The 22,217-nt window shown below is 64.1% G+C and carries 16 protein-coding genes; 12 read left to right on the top strand and 4 right to left on the bottom strand.

Features of this window, described 5'->3' with window-relative positions; translation table 11 throughout:
* The first annotated feature begins 46 nt into the window (after window positions 1-46).
* The 11 genes from FGL95_RS22610 to FGL95_RS22560 all read left to right on the top strand — a co-directional run bounded on the left by FGL95_RS22610 (window position 47) and on the right by FGL95_RS22560 (window position 16,110).
* A complete protein-coding gene (locus FGL95_RS22610; RefSeq protein WP_169591005.1) occupies window positions 47-610 on the top strand; it encodes a DUF3558 domain-containing protein in 564 nt (187 codons plus the stop codon).
* Window positions 611-691: 81 nt separating this feature from the next.
* On the top strand, window positions 692-1,120 hold the full coding sequence (locus tag FGL95_RS22605; RefSeq protein WP_169591002.1) for a hypothetical protein: 429 nt from the start codon (window positions 692-694) through the stop codon (window positions 1,118-1,120).
* On the top strand, window positions 1,117-2,220 hold the full coding sequence (locus tag FGL95_RS22600; protein WP_169591000.1) for a WXG100 family type VII secretion target: 1,104 nt from the start codon (window positions 1,117-1,119) through the stop codon (window positions 2,218-2,220). The genes FGL95_RS22605 and FGL95_RS22600 overlap by 4 nt, the downstream gene beginning before the upstream one ends.
* 30 nt (window positions 2,221-2,250) lie before the next feature.
* Window positions 2,251-3,543 (top strand): SWIM zinc finger family protein, encoded by a 1,293-nt coding sequence (locus FGL95_RS22595; RefSeq protein WP_169590997.1) that lies wholly within the window; start codon window positions 2,251-2,253, stop codon window positions 3,541-3,543.
* The gene (locus FGL95_RS22590) at window positions 3,540-4,967 is read left to right on the top strand and encodes a DUF5691 domain-containing protein (RefSeq protein WP_169590995.1); all 1,428 of its coding nucleotides are present in this window, start codon (window positions 3,540-3,542) and stop codon (window positions 4,965-4,967) included. Before FGL95_RS22595 ends, FGL95_RS22590 begins: the two co-directional genes overlap by 4 nt.
* On the top strand, window positions 4,964-6,061 hold the full coding sequence (locus tag FGL95_RS22585) for an ATP-binding protein (RefSeq protein WP_169590993.1): 1,098 nt from the start codon (window positions 4,964-4,966) through the stop codon (window positions 6,059-6,061). Before FGL95_RS22590 ends, FGL95_RS22585 begins: the two co-directional genes overlap by 4 nt.
* A complete protein-coding gene (locus FGL95_RS22580; protein WP_169590990.1) occupies window positions 6,058-8,223 on the top strand; it encodes a DUF5682 family protein in 2,166 nt (721 codons plus the stop codon). Before FGL95_RS22585 ends, FGL95_RS22580 begins: the two co-directional genes overlap by 4 nt.
* Window positions 8,220-9,389: a VWA domain-containing protein gene (locus tag FGL95_RS22575; RefSeq protein WP_169590987.1), complete on the top strand. Its 1,170-nt coding sequence runs from the start codon at window positions 8,220-8,222 to the stop codon at window positions 9,387-9,389. The genes FGL95_RS22580 and FGL95_RS22575 overlap by 4 nt, the downstream gene beginning before the upstream one ends.
* Before the next feature lie 10 nt (window positions 9,390-9,399).
* On the top strand, window positions 9,400-9,915 hold the full coding sequence (locus FGL95_RS22570; protein ID WP_169590985.1) for a DUF3558 family protein: 516 nt from the start codon (window positions 9,400-9,402) through the stop codon (window positions 9,913-9,915).
* Complete coding sequence (locus FGL95_RS22565; protein WP_169590982.1) at window positions 9,912-10,412, top strand: DUF3558 domain-containing protein; 501 nt, start codon at window positions 9,912-9,914, stop codon at window positions 10,410-10,412. The genes FGL95_RS22570 and FGL95_RS22565 overlap by 4 nt, the downstream gene beginning before the upstream one ends.
* Before the next feature lie 235 nt (window positions 10,413-10,647).
* Window positions 10,648-16,110 (top strand): ATP-binding protein, encoded by a 5,463-nt coding sequence (locus FGL95_RS22560; RefSeq protein ID WP_169590979.1) that lies wholly within the window; start codon window positions 10,648-10,650, stop codon window positions 16,108-16,110.
* Window positions 16,111-16,160: 50 nt separating this feature from the next.
* Here FGL95_RS22560 and FGL95_RS22555 read toward each other — a convergent pair whose 3' ends face one another.
* From FGL95_RS22555 to FGL95_RS22545, 3 genes are all read right to left on the bottom strand, one after another.
* Window positions 16,161-18,695, bottom strand: a complete 2,535-nt coding sequence (locus FGL95_RS22555) for an ABC transporter permease (protein WP_169590977.1) — start codon at window positions 18,693-18,695, stop codon at window positions 16,161-16,163.
* A gap of 2 nt (window positions 18,696-18,697) precedes the next feature.
* Complete coding sequence (locus FGL95_RS22550) at window positions 18,698-19,435, bottom strand: ABC transporter ATP-binding protein (RefSeq protein WP_169590974.1); 738 nt, start codon at window positions 19,433-19,435, stop codon at window positions 18,698-18,700.
* 90 nt (window positions 19,436-19,525) lie between these two features.
* Window positions 19,526-20,716 carry a lipase family protein gene (locus FGL95_RS22545; protein WP_169590972.1) on the bottom strand — a complete coding sequence of 397 codons (1,191 nt, stop codon included), beginning with the start codon at window positions 20,714-20,716 and terminating at the stop codon, window positions 19,526-19,528.
* A gap of 217 nt (window positions 20,717-20,933) precedes the next feature.
* Between FGL95_RS22545 and FGL95_RS22540 the strand changes: the two genes are divergently transcribed.
* Window positions 20,934-21,704, top strand: coding sequence for a deoxyribonuclease IV (locus FGL95_RS22540; protein ID WP_169590969.1), 771 nt, complete (start codon window positions 20,934-20,936; stop codon window positions 21,702-21,704).
* Window positions 21,705-21,769: 65 nt separating this feature from the next.
* On the opposite strand, the gene FGL95_RS22535 is transcribed toward FGL95_RS22540, so the two are convergent.
* The gene (locus tag FGL95_RS22535) at window positions 21,770-22,012 is read right to left on the bottom strand and encodes a hypothetical protein (RefSeq protein WP_169590966.1); all 243 of its coding nucleotides are present in this window, start codon (window positions 22,010-22,012) and stop codon (window positions 21,770-21,772) included.
* Between the last annotated feature and the right edge of the window lie 205 nt (window positions 22,013-22,217).

Raw genomic sequence — 22,217 nt, 5'->3', positions numbered from 1 at the left:
AGTCGGGTATCGTCCAGCGCAGAGAACTTCTGGGGAGGGGGGTGCGATGACTCATTTGCGAACCGTGGCGGCCATTGGCGCGCTGATTATGGCGACGACATCCTGTGGCACTGGGATGGATGGCCACCCGACTGCAGCAATCACTGCGACCCCCATCTCAACCGTCGATCCGGCGACACTCTTTGATCCCTGCAAAGACATTTCAGCCGAGTTCATGCGGGGGCAAGGACTTTCCGTCAACGATGGCGTCGGAAAGCCGTTCGACAACAAGTCCGTCGACGGAAAAATCGTTTGGCACGGATGCACTTGGTTCATGTCGGACGGGTACAGCGTGAGCATCGCGGCCACCAATCTGACTCTCGCCCAGATCAAATCCGAGAAGTTCAACGACTACAAAGAGATTTCTGTCGCTGGTCGGCCGTCAGTCACGTACCGAGACCAACCGAACTACGGCGACGCGAACTGTCTTGTAAACATCGAGCTGGGCGCAGGCAGTGTCGACTTCGACGTACTTAATGAGCGTTCGAACAAGAAGACCGGCAACTTAGACACGTGCGCTATCAGCCGCGACATAGCAACGAACGTCGCTGCTCTGCTTCCGACCGCTTAGAACGGGATAGGGCCGACATGGAACCGAATCGGTGCAGCGACCGTCTAACAGAACAAACAGCACTCAAGCGAAGGGGCCTTGATGGCGGAACCAGATCCCGAGGCACTGGTCGCGTTTCGCGAACTCGCGGGCGAAGCGCGCGCGGGTTCGCTTTCGGTTGCGCTGAACCCAACTGAGTTTTCCGCGCTGGACGCGGCATGCGTCGCGTTCAAGGACGCAATTCGCGGGGTGCAAGTCACGATGCAGCAGGCTGGGAGGGCGGGCGCACAGTGGGGACTCGGCGAAGACAACGGGCGCCTTTCCTCGGCAATTGACCTCGTCGCGAAGTACCGCGAGCTTGCTACCGGCGACAGCAACAGCATGCACGCGGTGCTAGAAGAGCACTACAAGGTTGCGCAGGAAATGCAGACGTTGTTTCAAGTGATCCGGGACGACTACATCCGCACCGATGAGGAGTTCGCGGCCAAGTGGCGCGAAATGAACACCGAGATTGAGAGCGGTCCCCGATGAATGCGGAGAATCCGTACAGCTTCACGCACAAGGAGATCAAGGCTGCGTTTGAGGCCATGAATCCCGAGAGTGCACGGACCCTCACGCGCAACAGTTGGGTCACCGCCGGTACCCAGTGGACGGCGGCGCTGGAGACCTTCCGCTCCGCGATTGCGACCGCACAAAATGCCGCTTGGCAGGGTGTCGCAGCGGAGAAGGCCACTTCATCGATTACCGACTACACGCGATCATCGTCGAAGTTGAACGACGCTATCGACAGAGTCGTGAAGAGCATCGATTCCGCTGCTGACTCCGTGAGTCGGACCAAGGCGAACATTCCGAACGTTCCGGAATCGGACGGTTCGTCGGAGCGCGAGAAGGTCATCTCCGACGCGGAGCAGGATGCGCAAGTCGAGATGGCCAACGGGTACACAACGCCGCTCACCTTCGAGTTCTCAAGGAGCGCTCGCCTGCCGCGCGCTGAGAGCGTCATCGACTACGGGCGCAACCTCGCAACCGAGCACTCGACGACCTCGAGTACGACGCAGACCGGCGACAATCCATCGAGCACGAACTCAACATCAACGACATCCACGTCGACCGACCCCAATGCGCTGACTTCGAACGACAGGGCTGTCAATACCGACAACGAGTCGACGACTACGAACCCCCAGACCTTGGCGAATAACAGGCCCACGACGGACACAGCTACCGACACGTCAAACAACGACCAAGACGCCAAGGTCACGCCGACTTCCTTCAACCCCAACCAAGAAGACTCGATCCGACCGGCCGCCACGACACCAACCGGACCGACGCCGATCAGCCCAGGTCTGAGCCCGAATACGACGACCACCAATCCCGGACCGAGCACTCTCCAACCCTCACCGCTCGGCACCCAGAACGTCAGTAACCCCAACACCCCCGCCGGACCGATCAGCACGAGCGCGGCGCCACGGTCCAGCACAGCCGCGCCCGGCGGCCTGATGCCCCACGGCGCGGGGCGGCAAGGTGGCGAGGACAAAGAACACAAGACACCGAGCTATCTGGTCAACGAGGAAAACGGGAACGAGCTGATCGGGCCGATTCCGAAGACCACACCTCCGGTCATCGGAGCCTGACCTGTCAGACCGTTCCGATAGTGTCGGGGAATGTCGCAGCCGGCTCTGACGGCCGACCAAGTGGCGGCCCTCTCCCCCGACGCAACCTCGCTCACGGCTGCGCGGCGCCTGGGCGCCAGGTGGTCGCGCACGGGGACACACGCCACGGCTTTGTGGGGTCTGTGCGAGGGCAGCGGGGCGAAGCCGTACCAAACCGTCGTCGACCTGTCCGGTCCTGCGTACAAATGCTCGTGCCCGAGCCGCAAGTTCCCGTGCAAACATGCGTTGAGTCTGATGTTCATGTGGGCGGAAGGGACTGTCCCCGAACAGGACTCACCACCTCCGTACGCGACCGAGTGGCTCGAAGCCCGCGAATCCAAAGCCCAGCGAGCCGACCCCAAAGCCCGCACCGCCAATCCGCAAACTGCGATCCAGCGGATCGAACGCGTCACCTCCGGACTGGAGGATCTGGACGTTTGGCTCACCGACCAGATCCGCACCGGACTGGCCCAGGCGGACCGCTCCTGGGTCGCCTTCGAAACCGTCGCGGCAAGGATGGTCGACTCGCAAGCTCCGGGTGTTGCGTCGACCTTGCGGCGCCTGCCCGCCATGATCGCGACGCACACCGACTGGCCGGAACGTCTCCTCGCTGAGTACGCGCAACTCCACCTGCTGATCAAGGCGCATCGTCGGATCGCGGAACTGCCCGAGCCGCTGGCAGCGAGCGTCCGCGCGCACATCGGCTACCCCGTCAGCGCCGAGAGTGTTCTCGCAAATCAACCGGTTCGCGACCGCTGGATGGTCCTCGGCCTGCGAAGCACCGAAGAGAACAGTCTGTACAGCCGCAAGGTCTGGCTGCGGGGTCGCGAATCACGCAAATGGGCTGTGCTGCTCGACTTCTCCTACGGCAGCCCTAGCTTCCCCGTCGACACCCCACCGCCGGGCTCGCTGATCGAGGCAAACGTCCATTACTACCCCGGCGCAGCGCCACTGCGAGCAAAGCTTGGCGACCGACACAGCCGCCCAGAACCATTCACCACCCTGCCAGGCGCAACCATCGACAACGCCCTGGAAGACTTCGCCCACGCCATCGGCACCGACCCGTGGCTCCGCTCATGGCCGGTCTGCCTCGCCGACGTCGTACCCGTAACAACCAACGGCACATGGCATCTCGTGGACACGAACGGCCAGGCGATACCACTGTCGACAAGTATCGATGAACTCGCGCTGTGGCAACTGCTGGGCCTGTCGGGCGGCCATCCGCTCAACGTGATCGGCGAGTGGACGAGCGGCGGAGTGATCGCAAGCTCGGTCTTCTCCGCAGGTCGGGTGGTAAATCTGTGAACGACGAACTCCTGTCGGCGGCCTTACTAGGCACCGCCCGAAAGCAACCGACCTACGAAGGACGAGAAGCGAGACTCCAAGGCGACCCCGCCACCGTCCTGCTCGAAGCCGCCGCAATGCAGCACGCCTTCAACCGGGGCGCCCAAACCCCTACAACTGCAACCATCCCACCGCCAGCCGAAGACGACACGCGCTACCTCCTACCCGCAGAAGCGATTCCACGCATCATCGAGCTGCTGGCGATCAGATCGCCGCTGCTGCCGGAATGGTTCCACGCCGCCCAGAAGTACGACTATCGCGCACCGGAATCGATGACAGCCCAACTTGTCGCGCAGGCCAAAGCACTGCAGGAGCACCGCGCAAGCATCCTGCGACTGGCGGGTTCTCGCGGCCAATGGCTCGCGGCGCAGAATCCGGAATGGGCAGATCTGGTCAAGCCGTCGACCGACAATCCCGACATCTGGACGTACGGCACGACCAACGAACGCAAACGCTGGCTGACCAACCTCCGGGCCAAAGACCCCAATGAAGCCCGCAACTACCTCCAACAAACCTGGGACAAAGAGAACGGAAACGACCGAGCCACGCTGCTTGCCATTCTCGAAACGAACCTAAACCCGCAAGACGAACCATTCCTCGAGGCGACCCTCGATGACCGCCGCGCGGACGTCCGACGAATCGCAGCCAACTTCCTTCGGCAACTTCCAGATTCGGCGTACACAGCCCGAATGGCCGAGCGAGCAAAGCGAGCCATAAAGGCCGAACGCACCCTCATGCGCACCACCGTCACCGTCGAACCGCCCACAGCACTGGACGACGAAGACCGACGCGACGGGCTCACGGAAGAGGGCGTAGTCAGGCAAATCGTCAGCTCGGCACCACTCAGCCTTTGGAACGACATGTTCGGCTCCGCGGAGAAGGCGATCCGCGCGTCGATCTCCGAAGAAGACCGCCCTCTGATCATCGATGCGTGGTCCGAAGCTGCTGCAGTGCAACGCAATCAGGAATGGGCCGACGTGCTGCTGCCCGGCTCCAAGCATGCCGAGCACCTACTTCCAGTCGCCAGCCAACAAACCCGCGAACGGTATGTCAGAAGCCTCGGCGACGAACTGCTCACCGCCGGACCGTTCAATCCGCTTACGACGCTGAACCATCCGTGGTCACGCGAAGTCTCCGCGCATGTGCTCAAGCAAATGCTGCGTCGCGCAGACAACGCCGCCAAACTGCCATTCCGACAACGAGACCGCGCACGCCACGAAGCCCAACGCGCCATCCGACTGGCTTGCGCGCACTTACCCATCGACGCGTACCCGATGGCGCGCGCCTCCGCCGACCACTGCCCGGACCCCGCCTGGGCACAGACCTTCACCGAGATCGCCCACAGCCTCATCCAACGCAAAACGATGCTCGAGGAGCTTCAATGACCCAGGCCATCGACCAGACCACACTCCTCCGCCCGCACGCCGAGCAAGAGTATGCCGAGGAACTCCAAGCCCTCGATCGCCAAGACGACCGGCCACGACCGCCGTCGTGGAAGCTGTCGCCGTGGGCCACAGTGACCTATCTACTCGGCGGCGTCCTACCTGGCGGCACCGTCATCTCACCCAAATACGTTGGCCCCCGCCGCCTCATCGAAGTGGCAGTCGCAACGCTGGCCACCGACCGCGCCCTCCTCCTGCTCGGAGTACCGGGAACGGCGAAAACTTGGGTCTCCGAGCACCTTTCCGCCGCGGTCAGCGGATCGTCGACGCTACTCGTGCAAGGCACATCAGGGACCGCTGAGGAATCGATCCGCTACGGCTGGAACTACGCGCGCCTACTGGCGGAAGGCCCGACGGCCGGCGCCCTGGTGCCCTCACCTGTGATGACGGCAATGCAGGAAGGCCGCATCGCACGCGTCGAGGAGCTCACCCGAATCCCTGCCGACGTCCAAGACGCACTCATCACGATCCTCTCCGAGAAGACACTGCCGATCCCGGAGCTGGCGACGGAAGTCCAGGCGGCCAAGGGATTCAACGTCATCGCCACCGCCAACGACCGTGACCGCGGCGTCAACGACCTCTCCTCCGCGCTGCGGCGCCGCTTCAACACCGTCGTCCTGCCGCTCCCCGCGACCGAGGAGGAAGAGATCGACATCGTCACGCGACGGGTCGAGCAATTGGGAGCCTCGCTCGAATTGCCGCCCGTTCCTGCTGCGGCAGAAGAGATTCGACGCGTGGTCAGCGTGTTCCGCGAATTGCGTTCCGGGGCAACGGCAGACGGTCGAACGAAACTCAAGTCACCATCCGGCACACTCTCGACCGCGGAAGCGATCTCGGTAATTACTAGCGGTCTGGCGCTGTCTGCACACTTCGGTGATGGCGTGCTGCGCGCATCCGACATCGCGGCAGGCATCCTCGGTTCGGTCATCAAGGACCCGGTTGCCGACGCCGTCGTATGGAACGAGTATCTGGAAGCCGTTGTCCGCGAACGCAAAGACTGGGCCGACTTCTACCGCGCCTGCCGCGAGGCCACATGACGACACGCATCTACGGCATCCGCCACCACGGTCCGGGCTCGGCCAAATCCCTCCGCGCGGCTCTGGACGAATTCGATCCGGACACCATCCTGATCGAGGGACCGGCCGACGCCGATCCACTGGTCGCACTGACGGCATCAGCCGAGATGATCCCGCCGATAGCCCTGCTCGCTTACGTCGCTGCCGAGCCGGCCAAGGCCGCATTCTGGCCTTTCGCTGTCTTCTCACCCGAATGGCAGGCAATGCAGTGGGCAGCGGAACACGAAGTGCCAGCTAAGTTTTGCGACCTTCCAGCGTCCCAAACCCTCGACATCAAGGACCGTCACCGCGAGAAAGGCGACCCCCTCGAAGATCTGGCTGCAGCCGCCGGCTACGACGACGCCGAGCGGTGGTGGGATGCGATCGTCGAATCCACTTCCGACGCAGGAACGTTCGATGCCCTCAACGAGGCGATGGCATCCCTAAGAGAATCGACCACGATCGACGAACGGACCCTGCAACGCGAGGCGTACATGCGCCAAACAATGCGGAAGGCACTCAAAGACGGCTCCGAACGCCTCGCCGTCGTCTGCGGCGCCTGGCATGCACCGGCACTGAACCAACTCGGTCCGGCCGCCCACGACGCAAGACTGCTCAAAGGCATTCCCAAAACCAAGACCTCGCTGACCTGGGTGCCATGGACCCATTCACGCCTGGCAACGTCGTCCGGCTACGGCGCCGGAATCACCTCCCCCGGCTGGTATCACCACCTGTTCACCGAGACCGACAAGCCGATCACGCGCTGGCTGACGAAGGTCGCACGCGTCTTGCGGACCGAGGACCTTCCCGTCTCGAGTGCGCACATCATCGAAGCGGCCCGGCTCACGGAAACCCTTGCCGCCATGCGATCCCGACCGCTCGCCGGGCTATCGGAAGTCACCGAAGCGACGCGCGCCGTGTTGTGCGACGGCGACGAAGTACTGCTGGAACTGGTGTCCGCACGGCTCGTCGTCGGCGAGAAACTCGGTGCCGTGCCGGAGGAAACGCCGACCGTCCCACTCGACGCGGACCTGCGGGCCAAAGCCAAAACCCTGAGACTCAACCAAGAAGCCGCAGCCCGCAAACTAGACCTAGACCTCCGCAAAGACAACGACCTGGCCAAATCCCGCCTATTACACCGACTAAGACTCCTCGGAATCGGCTGGGGCACAGTCACAGCGAGCGAGGTCCGCAGCACGGGTACGTTCCGCGAATCGTGGACGCTCGAATGGCAGCCGGAGTACGCGGTCGCGATCGTCGAGGCATCGATGTGGGGAACGACGGTCCTGGCGGCAGCCGAGGCGAAGGTGCTCGACCAAGCCAACAGAGACGACGCCACCCTCGGCGACCTCACCAAACTCCTGGAGAAGGCCCTCGTCGCCGACCTCACGAATGTGCTCGCAAGCCTCCTGAAACTAGTCGAGTCGGCAGCAGCGTTGGACCACGACGTCGCCCACCTCCTCGCCGCAATACCGCCGCTGACCAGGACAATCCGGTACGGCGACGTCCGCGGCACCGATGCCACAGCCCTCACGCGTGTCACCGACAGCCTCCTCGTCCGCATCAGCGCTGGTCTGCCATCCGCTGTCACGAGCTTGGACGACGACAACGCCGCGGAGATGCGCAGGCTGATAGACGACGCCCATGGCTCGGTCATGACCCGCGACGACCACGAAGCCTCCGAACAATGGCTGACGACGCTGCACTCCATCAGCCACCGCGAGGATGTGCACGGTCTGCTGATCGGGCGCATCGTCCGCCTGCTGCGCGACGCCGACCGAATTACTCAACAAGACTCCGAGGCAAGACTTTCCAGAGCTCTGTCGGTGGGAGCCGAGCCCGCAGCCAAAGCAGCGTGGGTCGACGGCTTCCTGTCCGGCGGCGGCCTCCTGCTCGTCCACGACCGACAGTTGTTGCGGCTCATCGACGATTGGCTCTCCGGCCTCGGCGAACAGGACTTCACCGACGCACTGCCGCTACTCCGTCGCACCTTCGGCTCGTTCGACCAAGGCGAACGGCAAGCGGTGGGCCAAGCCGTCCGGGATCCGAACAACGACAACAAGCCAACGACGGCAACCACACTCGACGAAGAACGTGGCAAAACAGCAACAAAAGCCGTCCTAGAAATCCTCGGTGTCTCATGACCAGCCCCGATCGACTCAGACGATGGCGCCTCGTCCTCGGCCACGCAGCGGAAGAAGGCACCGGCGGCCTGAGCGACCGCGACGACAAAGCGATGGACGGCGCGCTGGCCGCGCTGTACGACTCGGATAAAAACGGCACTGGTGGCGACGGCACCAAACGAGCCGGCGGCCTCGGCGGCTCGGCGCCGCGGGTTGCCCGTTGGCTCGGCGACATCCGGACCTATTTCCCCACCAGCGTCGTCCAGGTGATGCAAAAGGATGCCGTCGAACGGCTGAACCTGACGCAGCTGCTGCTCGAACCCGAGCTGCTCGACGCCGTCGAACCTGACGTCCACCTGGTCGGCGCGCTGCTCAGCCTCAACCGCGTGATGCCCGAAACCACGAAGGCAACAGCACGCATGGTCGTCGAGAAGGTGGTCCGCGAAATCGAGCGGCGAATTGCGCAGCACACCGTCGCGGCGGTCACGGGCGCGCTGAACCGCGCCGCCCGGACCTCGCGCCCGAAGTACCGCGACATCGACTGGAATCAGACGATCCGTCGCAACCTCGCGCACTACCTGCCGGAGTACAAAACCGTTGTGCCGCAGCGACTTGTCGGTTACGGCCGTCGGTCGCAGGCCGTGCAGCGGGACGTGATCCTGGCCATCGACCAGTCCGGCTCGATGGCAAGCAGCGTCGTCTTCGCGTCGGTCTTCGGGGCGGTTCTGGCGTCGATGCGGTCGTTGAAAACGTCGATGGTGGTGTTCGATACGGCCGTCGTTGACCTGACCGACAAACTCGACGATCCCGTGGACGTACTGTTCGGGACCCAACTCGGCGGCGGCACCGACATCAATCGCGCGATCGCGTACTGCGAATCGCTGGTGACCAAGCCGACCGAGACGTTGTTCGTCCTCGTCTCGGATCTCTACGAAGGCGGCGTTCAGGATCAGATGCTGCGGCGCGTCGGGGCGATGAAACTGTCCGGTGTGCAAGTCGTCGTGCTCCTTGCGCTTTCGGACGACGGCGCACCAAGTTTCGACCACGACAACGCCGCGGCTCTTGCCGCGCTGGGTGTTCCGGCGTTCGCCTGCACGCCCGACCAGTTCCCGGACCTCCTTGCTGTGGCTCTCGACAAGGGCGATGTCGCACGCTGGGCTCAGGTCAATGCTGGTCAAAGCCGATAACCTGGCAAGGGTGACCCCCAGCGGCAGGTTGGCAACCCTATGCGCCTTTCTGCTGACCATCGCCGCCTGCACCCGAATCGACGGCACGCCCACTGCAGGCGATCCGGCACCCAAGCCCACCAACGCCGTCTTCGGCTCCTTCTACGGCGAGTGCGGTTCGGTGACAGACGACGAGGTCGCCCAGATCACGGGCATCCAGGACCTTCGCGTCGAGGGTAAGAACGGCATCAAATGCCGGTGGGCCGTCGGCCTGGAGTACGTGATGTTCAATTGGTATCGCGGCAGTCCGATCGACCGTGAACGGATGGGATCCGAACGCATCGGTCGCGACGTCGAACAGTTCGAATTCGAGGGTCGACGCGCGTACACGTCGCGCAACGCAGCGCCCGGCACCTGCGAGATCGGCGTCGAAGACCACGCCGACTTCATCTACTGGGTGATCAGCTACCGCTCGGGTCCGCAGCCCACCGACGTGTGTACGCCGGCGCGCGAACTCGCCAAGCTGACGATCGCCAGGTCGAAATGAAGCGGCTGATCACGGCGCTCGTCGCCTTCACACTCCTCACGGGGTGCAGTACCCCAGCCGACACCCCCAAAACGCACTCCCAAGCCAAGTCCGACCAGTTCGAGAACCTCCTGCAGGAATGCGAGGCGGTGACGCCTGAGCAGATCGCCGAGACGGTCGGCAGCGGCTCTGCGACGCGCTATTTCTTCGGTGCTGTGTGCATGTGGACGGTCGCGACGTCGCTCGGAGAGATCGACGTCACATTCGGCTGGTTCGAGAACAACGCATTGCTGCATGAACGCGAGGTCGCGACCAAGCTCGGATATCGAGTCACGACGGTCGCTGTGGACGACACGGCGGGGTTCTCCGCGTTGCGCCCTGGCGACCCTCCCACCTGCGGAGTGTCCGCAACCTACTCGGGAGTAATCACGTGGTGGGTGCAGTCCGTCGACGGCGGTCCCGATCCGTGCGACGCGGCAGCCAAACTCGTCGCACTCACGCTTATGCGCAACCTCTAAAAGGTGGCGAGCCTTTTAGGAGTTCTCTATAAACGCCGAAAAGAGCGACTCTCACTGGGCCACACGACTACTCGCGAGTACGCGTTAGACGACGTATAAATTTCGATGTAGCCCAGGTCGGCGTGAATGCACACACCGACCGCGCTTGCTGGTGCATGCTGCTAGATGGCCTAACGTCAGACAGGCCACGAGACGGCTCAGCAAACGAAACCGCAAAGACGGACGATTGAGAGATATGTTCACTCGGATTGCAGTAGTCAACAGAGGCGAAAGCGCCGTACGCCTTATCAGGGCCGTTCGCGAGCTCAACGCCGAGCACAACTACGGGATCCGCACGGTCGCGCTTCACACAGACGCTGAGCGCCGTGCGATGTTCGTCCGGCAGGCTGACGAGGCGGTCACGCTGCGCTCGACCGGCACCGGCAGCCCGTACCTCAACCACACCGAACTCGAACGCGCGCTGCTCGAAGCGAAAGCGGATGCGGTGTGGGTCGGTTGGGGCTTCGTCGCCGAAGACCCGGCGTTCGCCGAACTCTGCGGCCGACTGAACATCACCTTCATCGGGCCCACCCCCGAGGCGATGAAGCTGCTCGGCGACAAGGTCGCCGCCAAGATTCTGGCCGAGAAGGTCGGCGTTCCGGTCGCGCCTTGGAGTGGCGGGCCCGTCGAGACGCGGTCTGACGCGCGTCGTCACGCTCAGGCCATCGGTTACCCGTTGATCATCAAGGCCCGCAGCGGCGGCGGCGGTCGCGGTATCCGCAAGGTCTATTCCGAAGACGAGCTGGAGCTCGCGCTCGAGCGCACGCAGGGTGAAGCGGAGCGCTCGTTCGGCGACCCGGTCGTCTTCCTCGAGCGTCTCGTCACCGACGCGCGCCACGTCGAGGTGCAGATCATCGCAGACAACTACGGCAACGTCTGGGCGCCCGGTGTGCGCGACTGTTCCATCCAGCGCAAGAACCAGAAGGTCATCGAGGAATCGGCCTCGCCGGTGCTCACCAAGGAGCAGGCGGACCATCTGCGTTTCGCCTCCAGCGAGCTGGTGCATGCCGCCGGTTACCGCGGCGCCGGAACCGTCGAATACCTCTACCAGCCCGACCAACAACTGTTCACCTTCCTCGAGGTCAACACACGTTTGCAGGTCGAGCACCCGATCACCGAAGTGACGACCGGCCTCGACCTGGTCAAGCTGCAGATTCACGTCGCCAACGGCGGACGCCTCGAAGGTGAGTGCCCGGCAGAATTCGGCCACGCCGTCGAAGCGCGCCTCAACGCAGAAGACGCCGACAACGGTTTCGCGCCTGCACCGGGCACGGTCAAGCTGCTGAAGTTCCCGCTCGGCTCGGGCCTTCGCGTCGACACCGGCATCGCGCAAGGCGACGTCATTCCGCCCGATTACGACTCGATGGTCGCCAAGGTCATCGCATGGGGCAAGGACCGCTCCGAGGCGCTCGCCCGGCTGCGGACCGCGCTGCGCGAAACGACCGTCGTCCTCGACGGTGGCACGACTACCAAGTCGTTCCTGCTCGAACTGCTCGATCGCGAAGAACTGATCTCGGGCGACGCCGACACCGGCTGGCTGGACCGGACGGGCGCGGGAACAACCGACGGACCGACCCGCGTCGCGGACATCGCCCTGATCGCCGCCGCGATCGACACCTACGACGCCCAGGAGGCGCGTGAGCGTGCCGCATTCCTGCGGTCCGCGCGCGGTGGTCGGCCACGCGCGACGCACTCGATCGGTCGCGCCGTCGAGCTCACCTACCAAGGTCAGGCGTATCAGCTGACGGTCGGCCAGATCGACCCCCATCGCTACAACGTCGAGACCGAAGGCGGCGAGTTCGAGGTCAGCGTCGACCGACTCGGCGAGTTCGAGAGCCGAATCATCGTCGGCAACAGGCGATTCCATGTCGTGTCTGTTGCAGGCACTGCGCACTACCTCGTCGAGGTCGACGGCGTCACCCACCAGATCAGCCAGGACGAGGCCGGCGTGGTCCGTGCCCCCGCCCCGGCGGTCGTCGTGGCGGTGCCGGTGGCGCCGGGCGACGAGGTCGCTGCGGGCGCAACGCTGGTCGTGCTCGAGGCCATGAAGATGGAGACCGCGGTCCGCGCACCGTTTGCGGGCAAGGTCCGCGAAGTGCTGGCGGTCGTCAACTCCCAGATCGACGCCGGCGCTCCCCTGCTCCGGGTCGATCCGCTCGAAGACGGTGCCGTGACGACGAAGGCACCGCGAGTCGAGTTCGCGAAACCACAGTCCGCGCTGCAGACCGACAACCACACCGAAGCGATCGTCCGCCTCGACGCACTGCGCGCGGTGATCACCGGCTTCGACGTCGGCGGCGCGCGTGCGCGCGAATTGCTCACCGAGTACCACGCGCTGCGGGCCGAGGTGCCGCGCACGGTCCTCGTCGGGCCCGAGCTGGACCTGCTCACGACGTTCGCCGACATCTGCGAGCTGTCGCGCAACAAGCCGACCGGCTTCGACGAGGAAGAGACACACGAGCAGGCGCACAGCCCGCGCGAGCACTTTCATTCGTATCTGCTGTCGATGGACGTCGACGTGCAGCGCCTCCCGGAATCGTTCCGCAACAAGCTTTCCCGCGCGCTCGGCCACTACGACGTGGTCGACCTCGAGCCCGGACCGCTCCTGGAAGAAGCGGTGTATCGCCTCTTCCTCGCGTTGCAGCGAATCGAGAATCAGGTACCGGTCATCGTCGGGCTGCTCGAACGTTGGCTCACCGACGATTACGCCGCGCCCGAGTCGTCGCCGGAGTTGGCGGAAGTGCTCGATCGACTGATCGACGCCACCCAGGTCCGCTACCCGCTGGTCGGCGACGTCGCACGAAACCTGCGCTTCCGGTTCTTCGACGCGCCTGCCATTCACGACATTCGCAACCGTGCCTACGACAACGTCCGCGGCAACCTGGCCTACCTGGCCGAACGTCCCGATGCGCCCGACTACGCGCGTCGAATGGAAGCCCTCGCGGCAACTCCTGAGCCGCTGATCGGCCTGCTGGCACAGCGCATTTCGAATCCCGGCGTGCTGCTCGAGGTCTTGACGCGGCAGTACTACCTGATTCACACGCTCGACGACATCAAGGCCTTCACCCGCGACCATCGACCGATCGTGACAGGCACGTTCGATCAGGCCGGCGAGCGGGTGCATCTCGTCTCGATGATCACCCAATTCGCTGGTCTACTACGAACTCTCGACATCATCGACGACCTGGCGGGCGAGGCACCGGAAGATCTCGCCGTCGACCTCTACCTCGCCTGGGCCGATGCTCCGTCGGACGGCGACGAGTTGGCCGACGCGCTGCGGGGCCTTCTTGCCCAGCATTCGAAGGCCGCGACGTGGCGTCGTATCACCGTAACCGTCTTTGCGGCACCGAACTCGGTGCAGCTGATCACGTTGCGCGGCACCGGAACCGACCTCATCGAAGACCGCATCATTCGGGACATGCACCCGTTGACCGGTCAGCGGTTCGACTTCTGGCGCCTGAAGAATTTCGACGGCATCCGGTTGTCGTCTGCGGCTGACACGCATCTGTATCAGCTGTCCGCCAAAGACAATCCGGCCGATCAGCGACTCATCGCGTTCGCCGAGATTCGCGAGGAGACCGTTCAGCGCGACGGCGGCGGCAACATCGTCGCCGTCCCCGCGATCGAGCGCGCGCTGTCTGCCTGCATGGACGGCATTCGCCGCGAGCAGGCTAAGCGCGGTGCTCGCAGACTCGACAACAACCGTGTCGCGCTGTACATCTGGCCCATCATCGAGGAGCCGGTCGAGCAGCTGACCTCGATCGGTCAGTACATCGCGCCGCTCACCATGGGCGCCGGACTCGAGGAAGTCACGCTGTTGGCGCGACTGCGCGAGACACCACTGAGCTCGCCGCGTGAGGTTGCGCTGCGGTTCTCGTATCGGTCCGGCGCGGGCGTCCACGTCCGCGTGACCGAGCCGCCGACCGAGCCACTGCGACCGCTCGACGAGTACACGCAGAAGGTGCAGCGGTCCCGTGCTCGCGGCACGGTGTACCCGTACGAGTTGATCCCGCTGCTGACGCAGGAAGACGGGTCGTTCACCGAGCTCGACTTCGACGATTCCAACAACCTCGTGCCCGTCGACCGGCCGTACGGCTTGAACAAGGCCGGCCTCATCGTCGGCCTGGTGACGACTCCGACGCTGCGGTACCCGGAGGGCATGACCCGCGTCGCCATGTTCGGCGATCCGACGAAAGCCCTTGGCACAGTTGCCGAAGCGGAGTGTGCTCGCGTTGTCGCCGCGATCGATCTCGCCGAAGAGCGCGGGATTCCGGTCGAATGGTTCACGTTGTCTTCTGGCGCAACGATTTCCATGGACAGCGGTACCGAGAACATGGACTGGGTCTCGCGCGCACTGCGCCGGATCATCACGTTCACCCAAGCCGGCGGCGAGATCAACGTCGTCGTCGCAGGAATCAACGTCGGCGCGCAGCCGTACTGGAACGCCGAAGCCACGATGCTGACGCACACCAAGGGCATCCTCGTGATGACCCCCGACAGCGCAATGGTGTTGACCGGCAAGCAATCTCTCGACTACTCGGGCGGCGTCTCTGCCGAAGACAACTTCGGTATCGGCGGCTACGACCGCGTCATGGGCCCCAACGGCGAAGCGCAGTACTGGGCGCCGAACCTCGCCGCAGCCTGCGACATCCTGTTCACGCACTACGAACACGCGTATGTTGCTCCGGGCGAACGCTTCCCGCGTCGGGCACATTCCAAGGACCCACTGGACCGCGACGTCTGCACGTACCCGCATGTGCACCCGTCGAGCGACTTCACGACGGTCGGTGACATCTTCTCGTCGAAGACGAACCCAGAACGCAAGAAGCCCTTCGACATTCGCACCGTGATGCACTCGGTCGTCGACCAGGACCACCCGGTTCTCGAACGCTGGGCCGACATGGCTGACGCCGAGACCGCAGTCGTCTTCGACGCCCACCTGGCCGGAATTCCCGCCACTGTCGTCGGCATCGAATCGCGGACCATCCCCCGCAAGGGCTGGTTCCCCGCCGACGGACCCGACCAGTGGACCTCGGGCACGTTGTTCCCGCAGTCGTCGAAGAAGACGGCGCGCGCGATCAACGCGGCAAGCGGCAACCGGCCGCTAGTCGTGCTCGCCAACCTGTCCGGCTTCGACGGTTCACCGGAATCGTTGCGCAATATCCAGCTCGAATACGGCGCCGAAATCGGTAGGGCCATCGTCAATTTCGACGGACCGATCGTCTTCTGCGTGATCTCGCGCTACCACGGCGGCGCGTTCGTCGTCTTCTCCGGTGCGCTCAACGACAACATGGAAGTGCTCGCCGTCGAGGGCTCGTTCGCCTCGGTCATCGGTGGCGCGCCCGCCGCGGCTGTCGTGTTCTCCCGAGAGGTCAACGCACGCACCGCTGCAGACGCCGCCGTCAAGGCGTTGGAGGAGCGGCTGGCCGCATCGACAGACGACGCCGAGCGTGCGCACCTGCGCGTGGAGCTGTCTGCCGCTCGCACAGCGGTCCGGTCGGACAAGCTCGGTGAGGTGGCTCAGGAGTTCGAGGCGATCCACAACATCGACCGCGCTCGTGAGGTCGGGTCCGTGCACTCGATCGTCCCGGCCGCAACGCTGCGCCCGAGCATCGTCGCCGCCGTCGAGCGTGGGATGAAGCGCACCACTGCCAAGTGAACTCGTGAGTCTTTTCGGAGTCAGGGACTCCGAAAAGACTCACGAGCAGGTCAGAGGTCGGCTATTGCTTCGAGTGGCTTGGTCCGTGCGGCGCGAGCGGCGGGCCACAACGCGGCGAGCACGCCGACCACGGCGGACCCGATGAGCATGGCGATCACCTGAGCCCAGGGAATTGCGATTTCGCCGAGGCCTTGGTCGCGCAAGGTGCGGATGAACCCAGCGCCGAGGCCGAGTCCCAATATGACGCCGACGATCGCGCCGAACACCGCGATGAGGACCGACTCCAGGTAGATCGTGCGACGAACTTGGTTGCGCGCCATACCGACTGCGCGCAGCATGCCTATCTCTCGGCGCCGTTCGACGACGGACAGGGCCAGGGTGTTGATGATTCCGAGGATCGCAATCACAATCGCCAACGCCAGCAACCCGTAGAGCACAGCCAGCAGAGTGTCGATCTGTTTGCCCTGCTCGCCCTTGAACTGTTCGCGATCAAGCACCTGGACGACGACGTAGGGGTCGGTCGCTTTCTCCAGACCTGTTCGCAGCGACGTCATGTCAGCCCCGGACTTGGCTTTGATCAGGACCAGGAAGTCGGCGCGCCGGTCTGCCGGCGTCATCGCCTGGTAGGTCTTGTCCGAGACGATCCAGTCGCCGAGCACCTGCGAATCTTCGAAGATGCCGGTGACCTTGAGCTTCACATGGACGGCTGACTTCTCGTCGGCGTAATTCGTCAATTCGACTGTGTCGCCGAGCTTCCAGCCTTTCTTGTCCGATTGGGTTTCCGACACGAGCATGCCGTCGTCTGCGATGTCCCGCTCGCCCGACACCAAATCCATGGTGAGGACAGGATCGACCGGACCACTGAATGAGACTCCGTTGCCGGCGTTTTCGTCACCGACCTGCGCGGGGACGAAGCGCAGCCCGACCGCGAGGTCCACGCCGTCGACCTTGCGTGCCGCGTCTTCCGCGGGCACGACCACACCGAACCCTTGCGGGCCGGTCAGCATGTAATCCGCCTTGACGCCCTTGTCGACCAGCGTGTCGATGCTCGCCTTCGCCGACGCGCCGAAGGTCGCGATCAGCGACACCAGCATCAGTCCGAGGGTGAGCGCGAAAGCTGTTGCCGCCGTCCGCCTCGGATTCCGGACCGCGTTGCTACGAGCCAGCCGACCGATCGGGCCGAACGGCCGCGTCACGACCGACCCAAGGGCGCTGACGATGGGTCGCGACAACGATGGCGCTGCCAACAGGACAGCCAACACCAAGGCCAGCGCACCGCCGCCGACGGTCGACGCACCCTCCGCGCCGGTGAACTGTGCACCGATGACAACGGCGACGACACCCGCGACGGCTAGGAGAGCGCCGATGATCGTCCGCATCCGCAACGAATCGCCGGTCGACGCGAACTCCTCGCGCATTGCCTCGACGGGCGGGATCTTCGCCGCTCGTCGTGCGGGCGCATAGGCGCTGAGCGTCGTGACGACGACGCCGACGACCAACGCGACGACGACGGTCCGGGTTGCGAGTTGCAACGACCCGGTCGGCAGACCGAGATCGAAGGCGTTGAGCAGACCGGTCAATCCCAGCGCGAGACCGACGCCGGCAGCCAAACCCAATGCGCTGCCGATCAACCCGACGATCAGCGCCTCGAGGACCACCGAGAATCCGACTTGTCTGCGGCTCGCGCCGACCGCGCGCAACAACGCGAGTTCCCGCAGCCGCTGCGCCACGATCATCGAAAACGTGTTGTAGATGATGAAAGTGCCTACGAGCAAAGCGATTGCACCGAAGGCCAGCAGGAAGTAGTTGATGAAGCTGAGCGCTTGCGAGATCTGCGCCTTCGCGTCCTCGCGGACCTCGTCGCCGTTCTGCACCTTCAGATCGGGAAACGCCTTCTGGATCCGATCGCGAAGCTCGTTCGCCGACACACCATTTCCGGCGACATCGATGTAGGCGACGTGGGAGCCGTCGGTGAACAGCTGGCGCGCTTGCGTTTCGTCGAAGAACGCACCGATGAAACCGCCGGTATCACTGGCCGGTTGATAGATGCCGGTGATCGTGACTTCCAGCTGCCCCCGCGCCGACAGGATCTTGGTCTTGTCGCCGACTTGAAGATCGGCCCTCGTCGCCGCCCCCTGATTCAGCGATACCTCACCCGGCTTCGTCGGCGGTCCGCCGGCTACGTAGGGGTCGAGCTTCTCGAGTGCCTTGTCCGGCGGCAAATAGGACTGGCCGATGCTCGGCGCGCCGCCGTTCTGCACCGCTTTGCCCGCCTTGGTGAGCAGGACGATGGTGCCGAATTCGGCGGGAGCGACTGCGCGCACGCCGTCGATCTTGGTGATGGTGTCGACGTCGCTGAGCGAAACACCGGGCGAGCGCACGTCTTCGGGGCTGACGCGCACGTCCACGCCTTGCGCGACGTTGGCGAAGATGCCGTCGAACGTCTTCTGCAGGGAGTCGGTGAAGACGAACGACCCTGTGACGAAAGCAGTTCCGAGTACGACGGACAGCAAAGTCAGCGCGAGGCGAACTTTGTGTGCGGCGAGGTTGCGCAGGGAGACCTTGCGCATGGGTGAGCCAGCCATCGTCAGACCGTTTCCAGCGACTTCATCCGGTCGAGCACCGATTCTGCTGTCGGCTCACGCAATTCGTCGACGATCTTGCCGTCAGCGAGGAACACGACTCGGTCCGAGTAGGCCGCGGCGCGGGGGTCGTGTGTGACGATGACGACGGTCTGCTTGAACTCGTCGACCGAGGTCCGAAGAATCGACAGCACCTCGCCAGAGGAGCGCGAGTCCAGGTTGCCCGTCGGCTCGTCACCGAAAATGATCTCCGGCTGGCCGGCAAGGGCTCGCGCGCACGCGACTCGCTGCTGCTGACCGCCGGACAGCTCACCCGGACGGTGCTTGAGCCGGTCCTTGAGGCCTAGCCGCGTCAGCACGGTGTCGAGCCACTCCGCGTCGGCGGTGCGTCCGGCAATGTCTTGGGGCAGCGTGATGTTCTCGATCGCGGTCAACGTCGGGACCAGGTTGAACGCCTGGAAGACGAAGCCGATGCGGTCGCGGCGAAGCCTGGTCATCTGCTTGTCGGAGAGCGACGTCAACTCGGTGTCGCCGATCGACACCGAACCCGACGTCGCGTTGTCCAGCCCGGCGAGGCAGTGCATGAGCGTCGATTTGCCCGACCCGGACGGTCCCATGATGGCGGTGAACTCGCCCTTGTAGAACTCCGCGGACACGCCGTCGAGCGCACGGACCTGCGTATCGCCTGAGCCGTACGTCTTGACGAGGTCTACCGAGCGGGCAGCGACAGAGAGCGAAGCCATGTTCGCCTTTCGTTGATCGGACGCGTCGGAGTCCATAGTGTCCGGTTCACACGATCTCCGCATCGGGGAGGACCCTGATGTCTGCCGCAATCAGCACTGGGTGGGCGCGGGCTCCCCTCGGAAGCGAGCTTCGACGTACTCCCACGCTGCGGGGAAACCGAGTGCGGCGCAGGTCATGTGCTCAGAAATGTCGTAGGGCGAGAAGACGAGATTAGCGCCCGCCGCGCAGTACCGGCGCGCTGTGTCAGCGACCGCGTCGAATGGAGTCAGTCCGTCGTACAGTCCGTGCCAGATCATCATCGGCACCTTCGGAATGTCCGGGAAATACTTCAGGCTGTTCTCGTGCAACACCGCGAGCGCCGCGGGGCTGGTGATCAGGTCCGTGCGCCCGGCTACGTCTCCGGCGCTGCGGAACAGTCCGTGGAAGATGAGGAACCGGCGGCACTCGTTTGCCATGAACGCGCGCAAGAACATGCCTTGGTCGTTGAGCTGGCTCGTGATCGGCAGCCGGTCCGGGTATTCGCGCTCGAGGCCCATCGCGGCGGCGAACGCCAACCCGAAGCCGGGGTGCGGTGCGAAGCCGAGCCCGCGGGCCATTTCCTCGAGGTCCGCCGGAATTCCGCCTGCGACGACGCCGTCGAGCTTCAACTCAGGCGCATAACTGGGCTGCAGCGCGGCCGCCCATGCACTCGCCATGCCGCCGCCCGAGTAGCCGGCCAGCACCACAGGCGCGTTCGACAGGCCCAGCTCGGTGACCTGCTTGACTGCCCGGACGCTGTCGAGCGTGACCAGTCCACCGAGCCTGGCTGCGCCGTACGCACCCGTCGGTCCGAGGTGGTCGGGAATTGAGACTGCCCACCCACGCCCGATCGGCAGGTACATGCCAGGAGCGTCGTTGAGTTCGGCGTTGAACAGCGACCGCGACGGATTGCACTTCACGCCGAGCGAATTGATGATCGCCTGGTAGGACACCAGCGGCGGGTTCGTGATCCCGACCGGCATGAACACTGTGGTCATGCCCATGATCGGGTTGCCCGCGGAGTTGGTCGAGCGGAATGCGACGTGCCAGCCCTCTGTGCCCGCGTACATCCACGTGTCGATTCGCCGAACGCGGACCACGTCACCTGGCTTGTAGTTCCCGATGTCCTCCGGCGCATGAAAGAACGGGTCCGGATCGTCGAGCAGATACAACGGTTCCGCACCGACCGAGCTTGGTTGCACTATCGCGCCGAGCAAGACGCCTATCAGAATCAAGAAAAGCGCCTTCACCGCACGCTGCATATCGGTCCCGCTCCTTAGCCTCACCCGTCAGGACGCGAACGACCATATAGGACAAACGTGACACTGTCGTTACGTAGGTCACAGGGGTTCTCGGCGGCTCGCATGCCGAGGGGGCGGCTATGCGACTTCCTTCTCGGCCGATGCTTGCGCAACAGCCCCCTCGGCGAGATGCTGCCGCCCCGGCCGCCCTGTCGGTGGGCGCCGATAAGGTGAATGCATGCGAATTGGAGCCCATGTCCGCCTCGATGGCGATCCGATCGGCTATGGGGAGCGCCTGGGGGCGGATCTCATTCAGATGTTCGTGATCGACCCACAGGGTTGGGAGAAGCCGGCGGCGCATCCGAAGACAGCGGAGATCCTCGCGAGTCCCGTGGATGTCGTGGTGCACTCCTCGTACCAGATCAACGTGGCGAGCACGAACAACAGATTGCGAATGCCGTCACGGCAAGCGGTCGCGCAGCAAGCCAAGGCTGCCGCGGACCTGGGTGCATTCGGGCTGGTCGTGCACGGCGGGCACGTTCGTAACGACAGTGAGATCGACGCGGGAATCGACAACTGGCGCAAGCTGTTCGAGCGTCAGGCCGAAAAGGGTGGCTTTCCTGTGCCGATCCTCATCGAGAACACCGCAGGCGGCGACCACGCGATGGCGCGGTATTTCGACTCGATCGCAAAGTTGTGGGACGCAGTCGGGGAATTCGGTGCCGGGTTCTGTCTCGACACCTGTCATGCATGGGCGGCCGGTGAGGATCTTGTCGGGATCGTCGACCGCATCAAGGCGATCACCGGTCGAATCGACCTGGTGCACCTGAACTCGTCGCGCGACGAGTTCAACTCGGCACGTGACCGGCACGCGAACTTGAGCGACGGCACTATCGACCCGGAGCTTCTCGCCGAGGTCTGCCGGACCGCTGATGCGCCGATCATCCTCGAGACGCCCGCCGAGGGCTTGGCGGACGACATCGCGTATCTACGCGACGCGGTGAACTAGGCCGTGTCTCTCATTCTTCGAGACCCGTCCAAACGTGTTGGATGGTCGCTCCGCAAGCTCCGCGACTAGACGCGGGGAGCGGTCAGCGTTCCGACCATCGCGCGGCCGCGAGCCTCGAGGTGGTCCAGCCCATCGAGACGGCCGAGTGCCTCGGCACGAATCCTGAGCAGGAGCAGACCCGACGTCGACGCGACGATCAGGCCGAAGACTGCCATCTCCGCCCGAAGTTCGACGACTCCGAATGCCGCCCCGATCATGCCGACCAGGAATACGAACCAGTACACGGGTTTGTAGTGTGCGGACCCCATGACCAATGCTCCTTCACATAAGTCGATCATTTCGTCCATTGAGATTCTCAGTGGTTCACTTCTGTAACAGAGGTTACGACTGTCCTGGGCAAACTTCGGCGCGACACGACGCGCGGATTTGTGATTCGATACCGTTCCGAGACTTCGGGTGTGCTAGCGGCGCCACGCTGCTTAGAGTGGTTCAACTCGAAATCAGGATGGACGA

Source organism: Antrihabitans stalactiti (assembly GCF_012932915.1).
Classification (GTDB): Bacteria; Actinomycetota; Actinomycetes; order Mycobacteriales; family Mycobacteriaceae; genus Antrihabitans; species Antrihabitans stalactiti.
The sequence above is the reverse complement of the archived record's forward strand: the minus strand, read 5'-3'. Positions and strand labels throughout refer to the sequence as shown.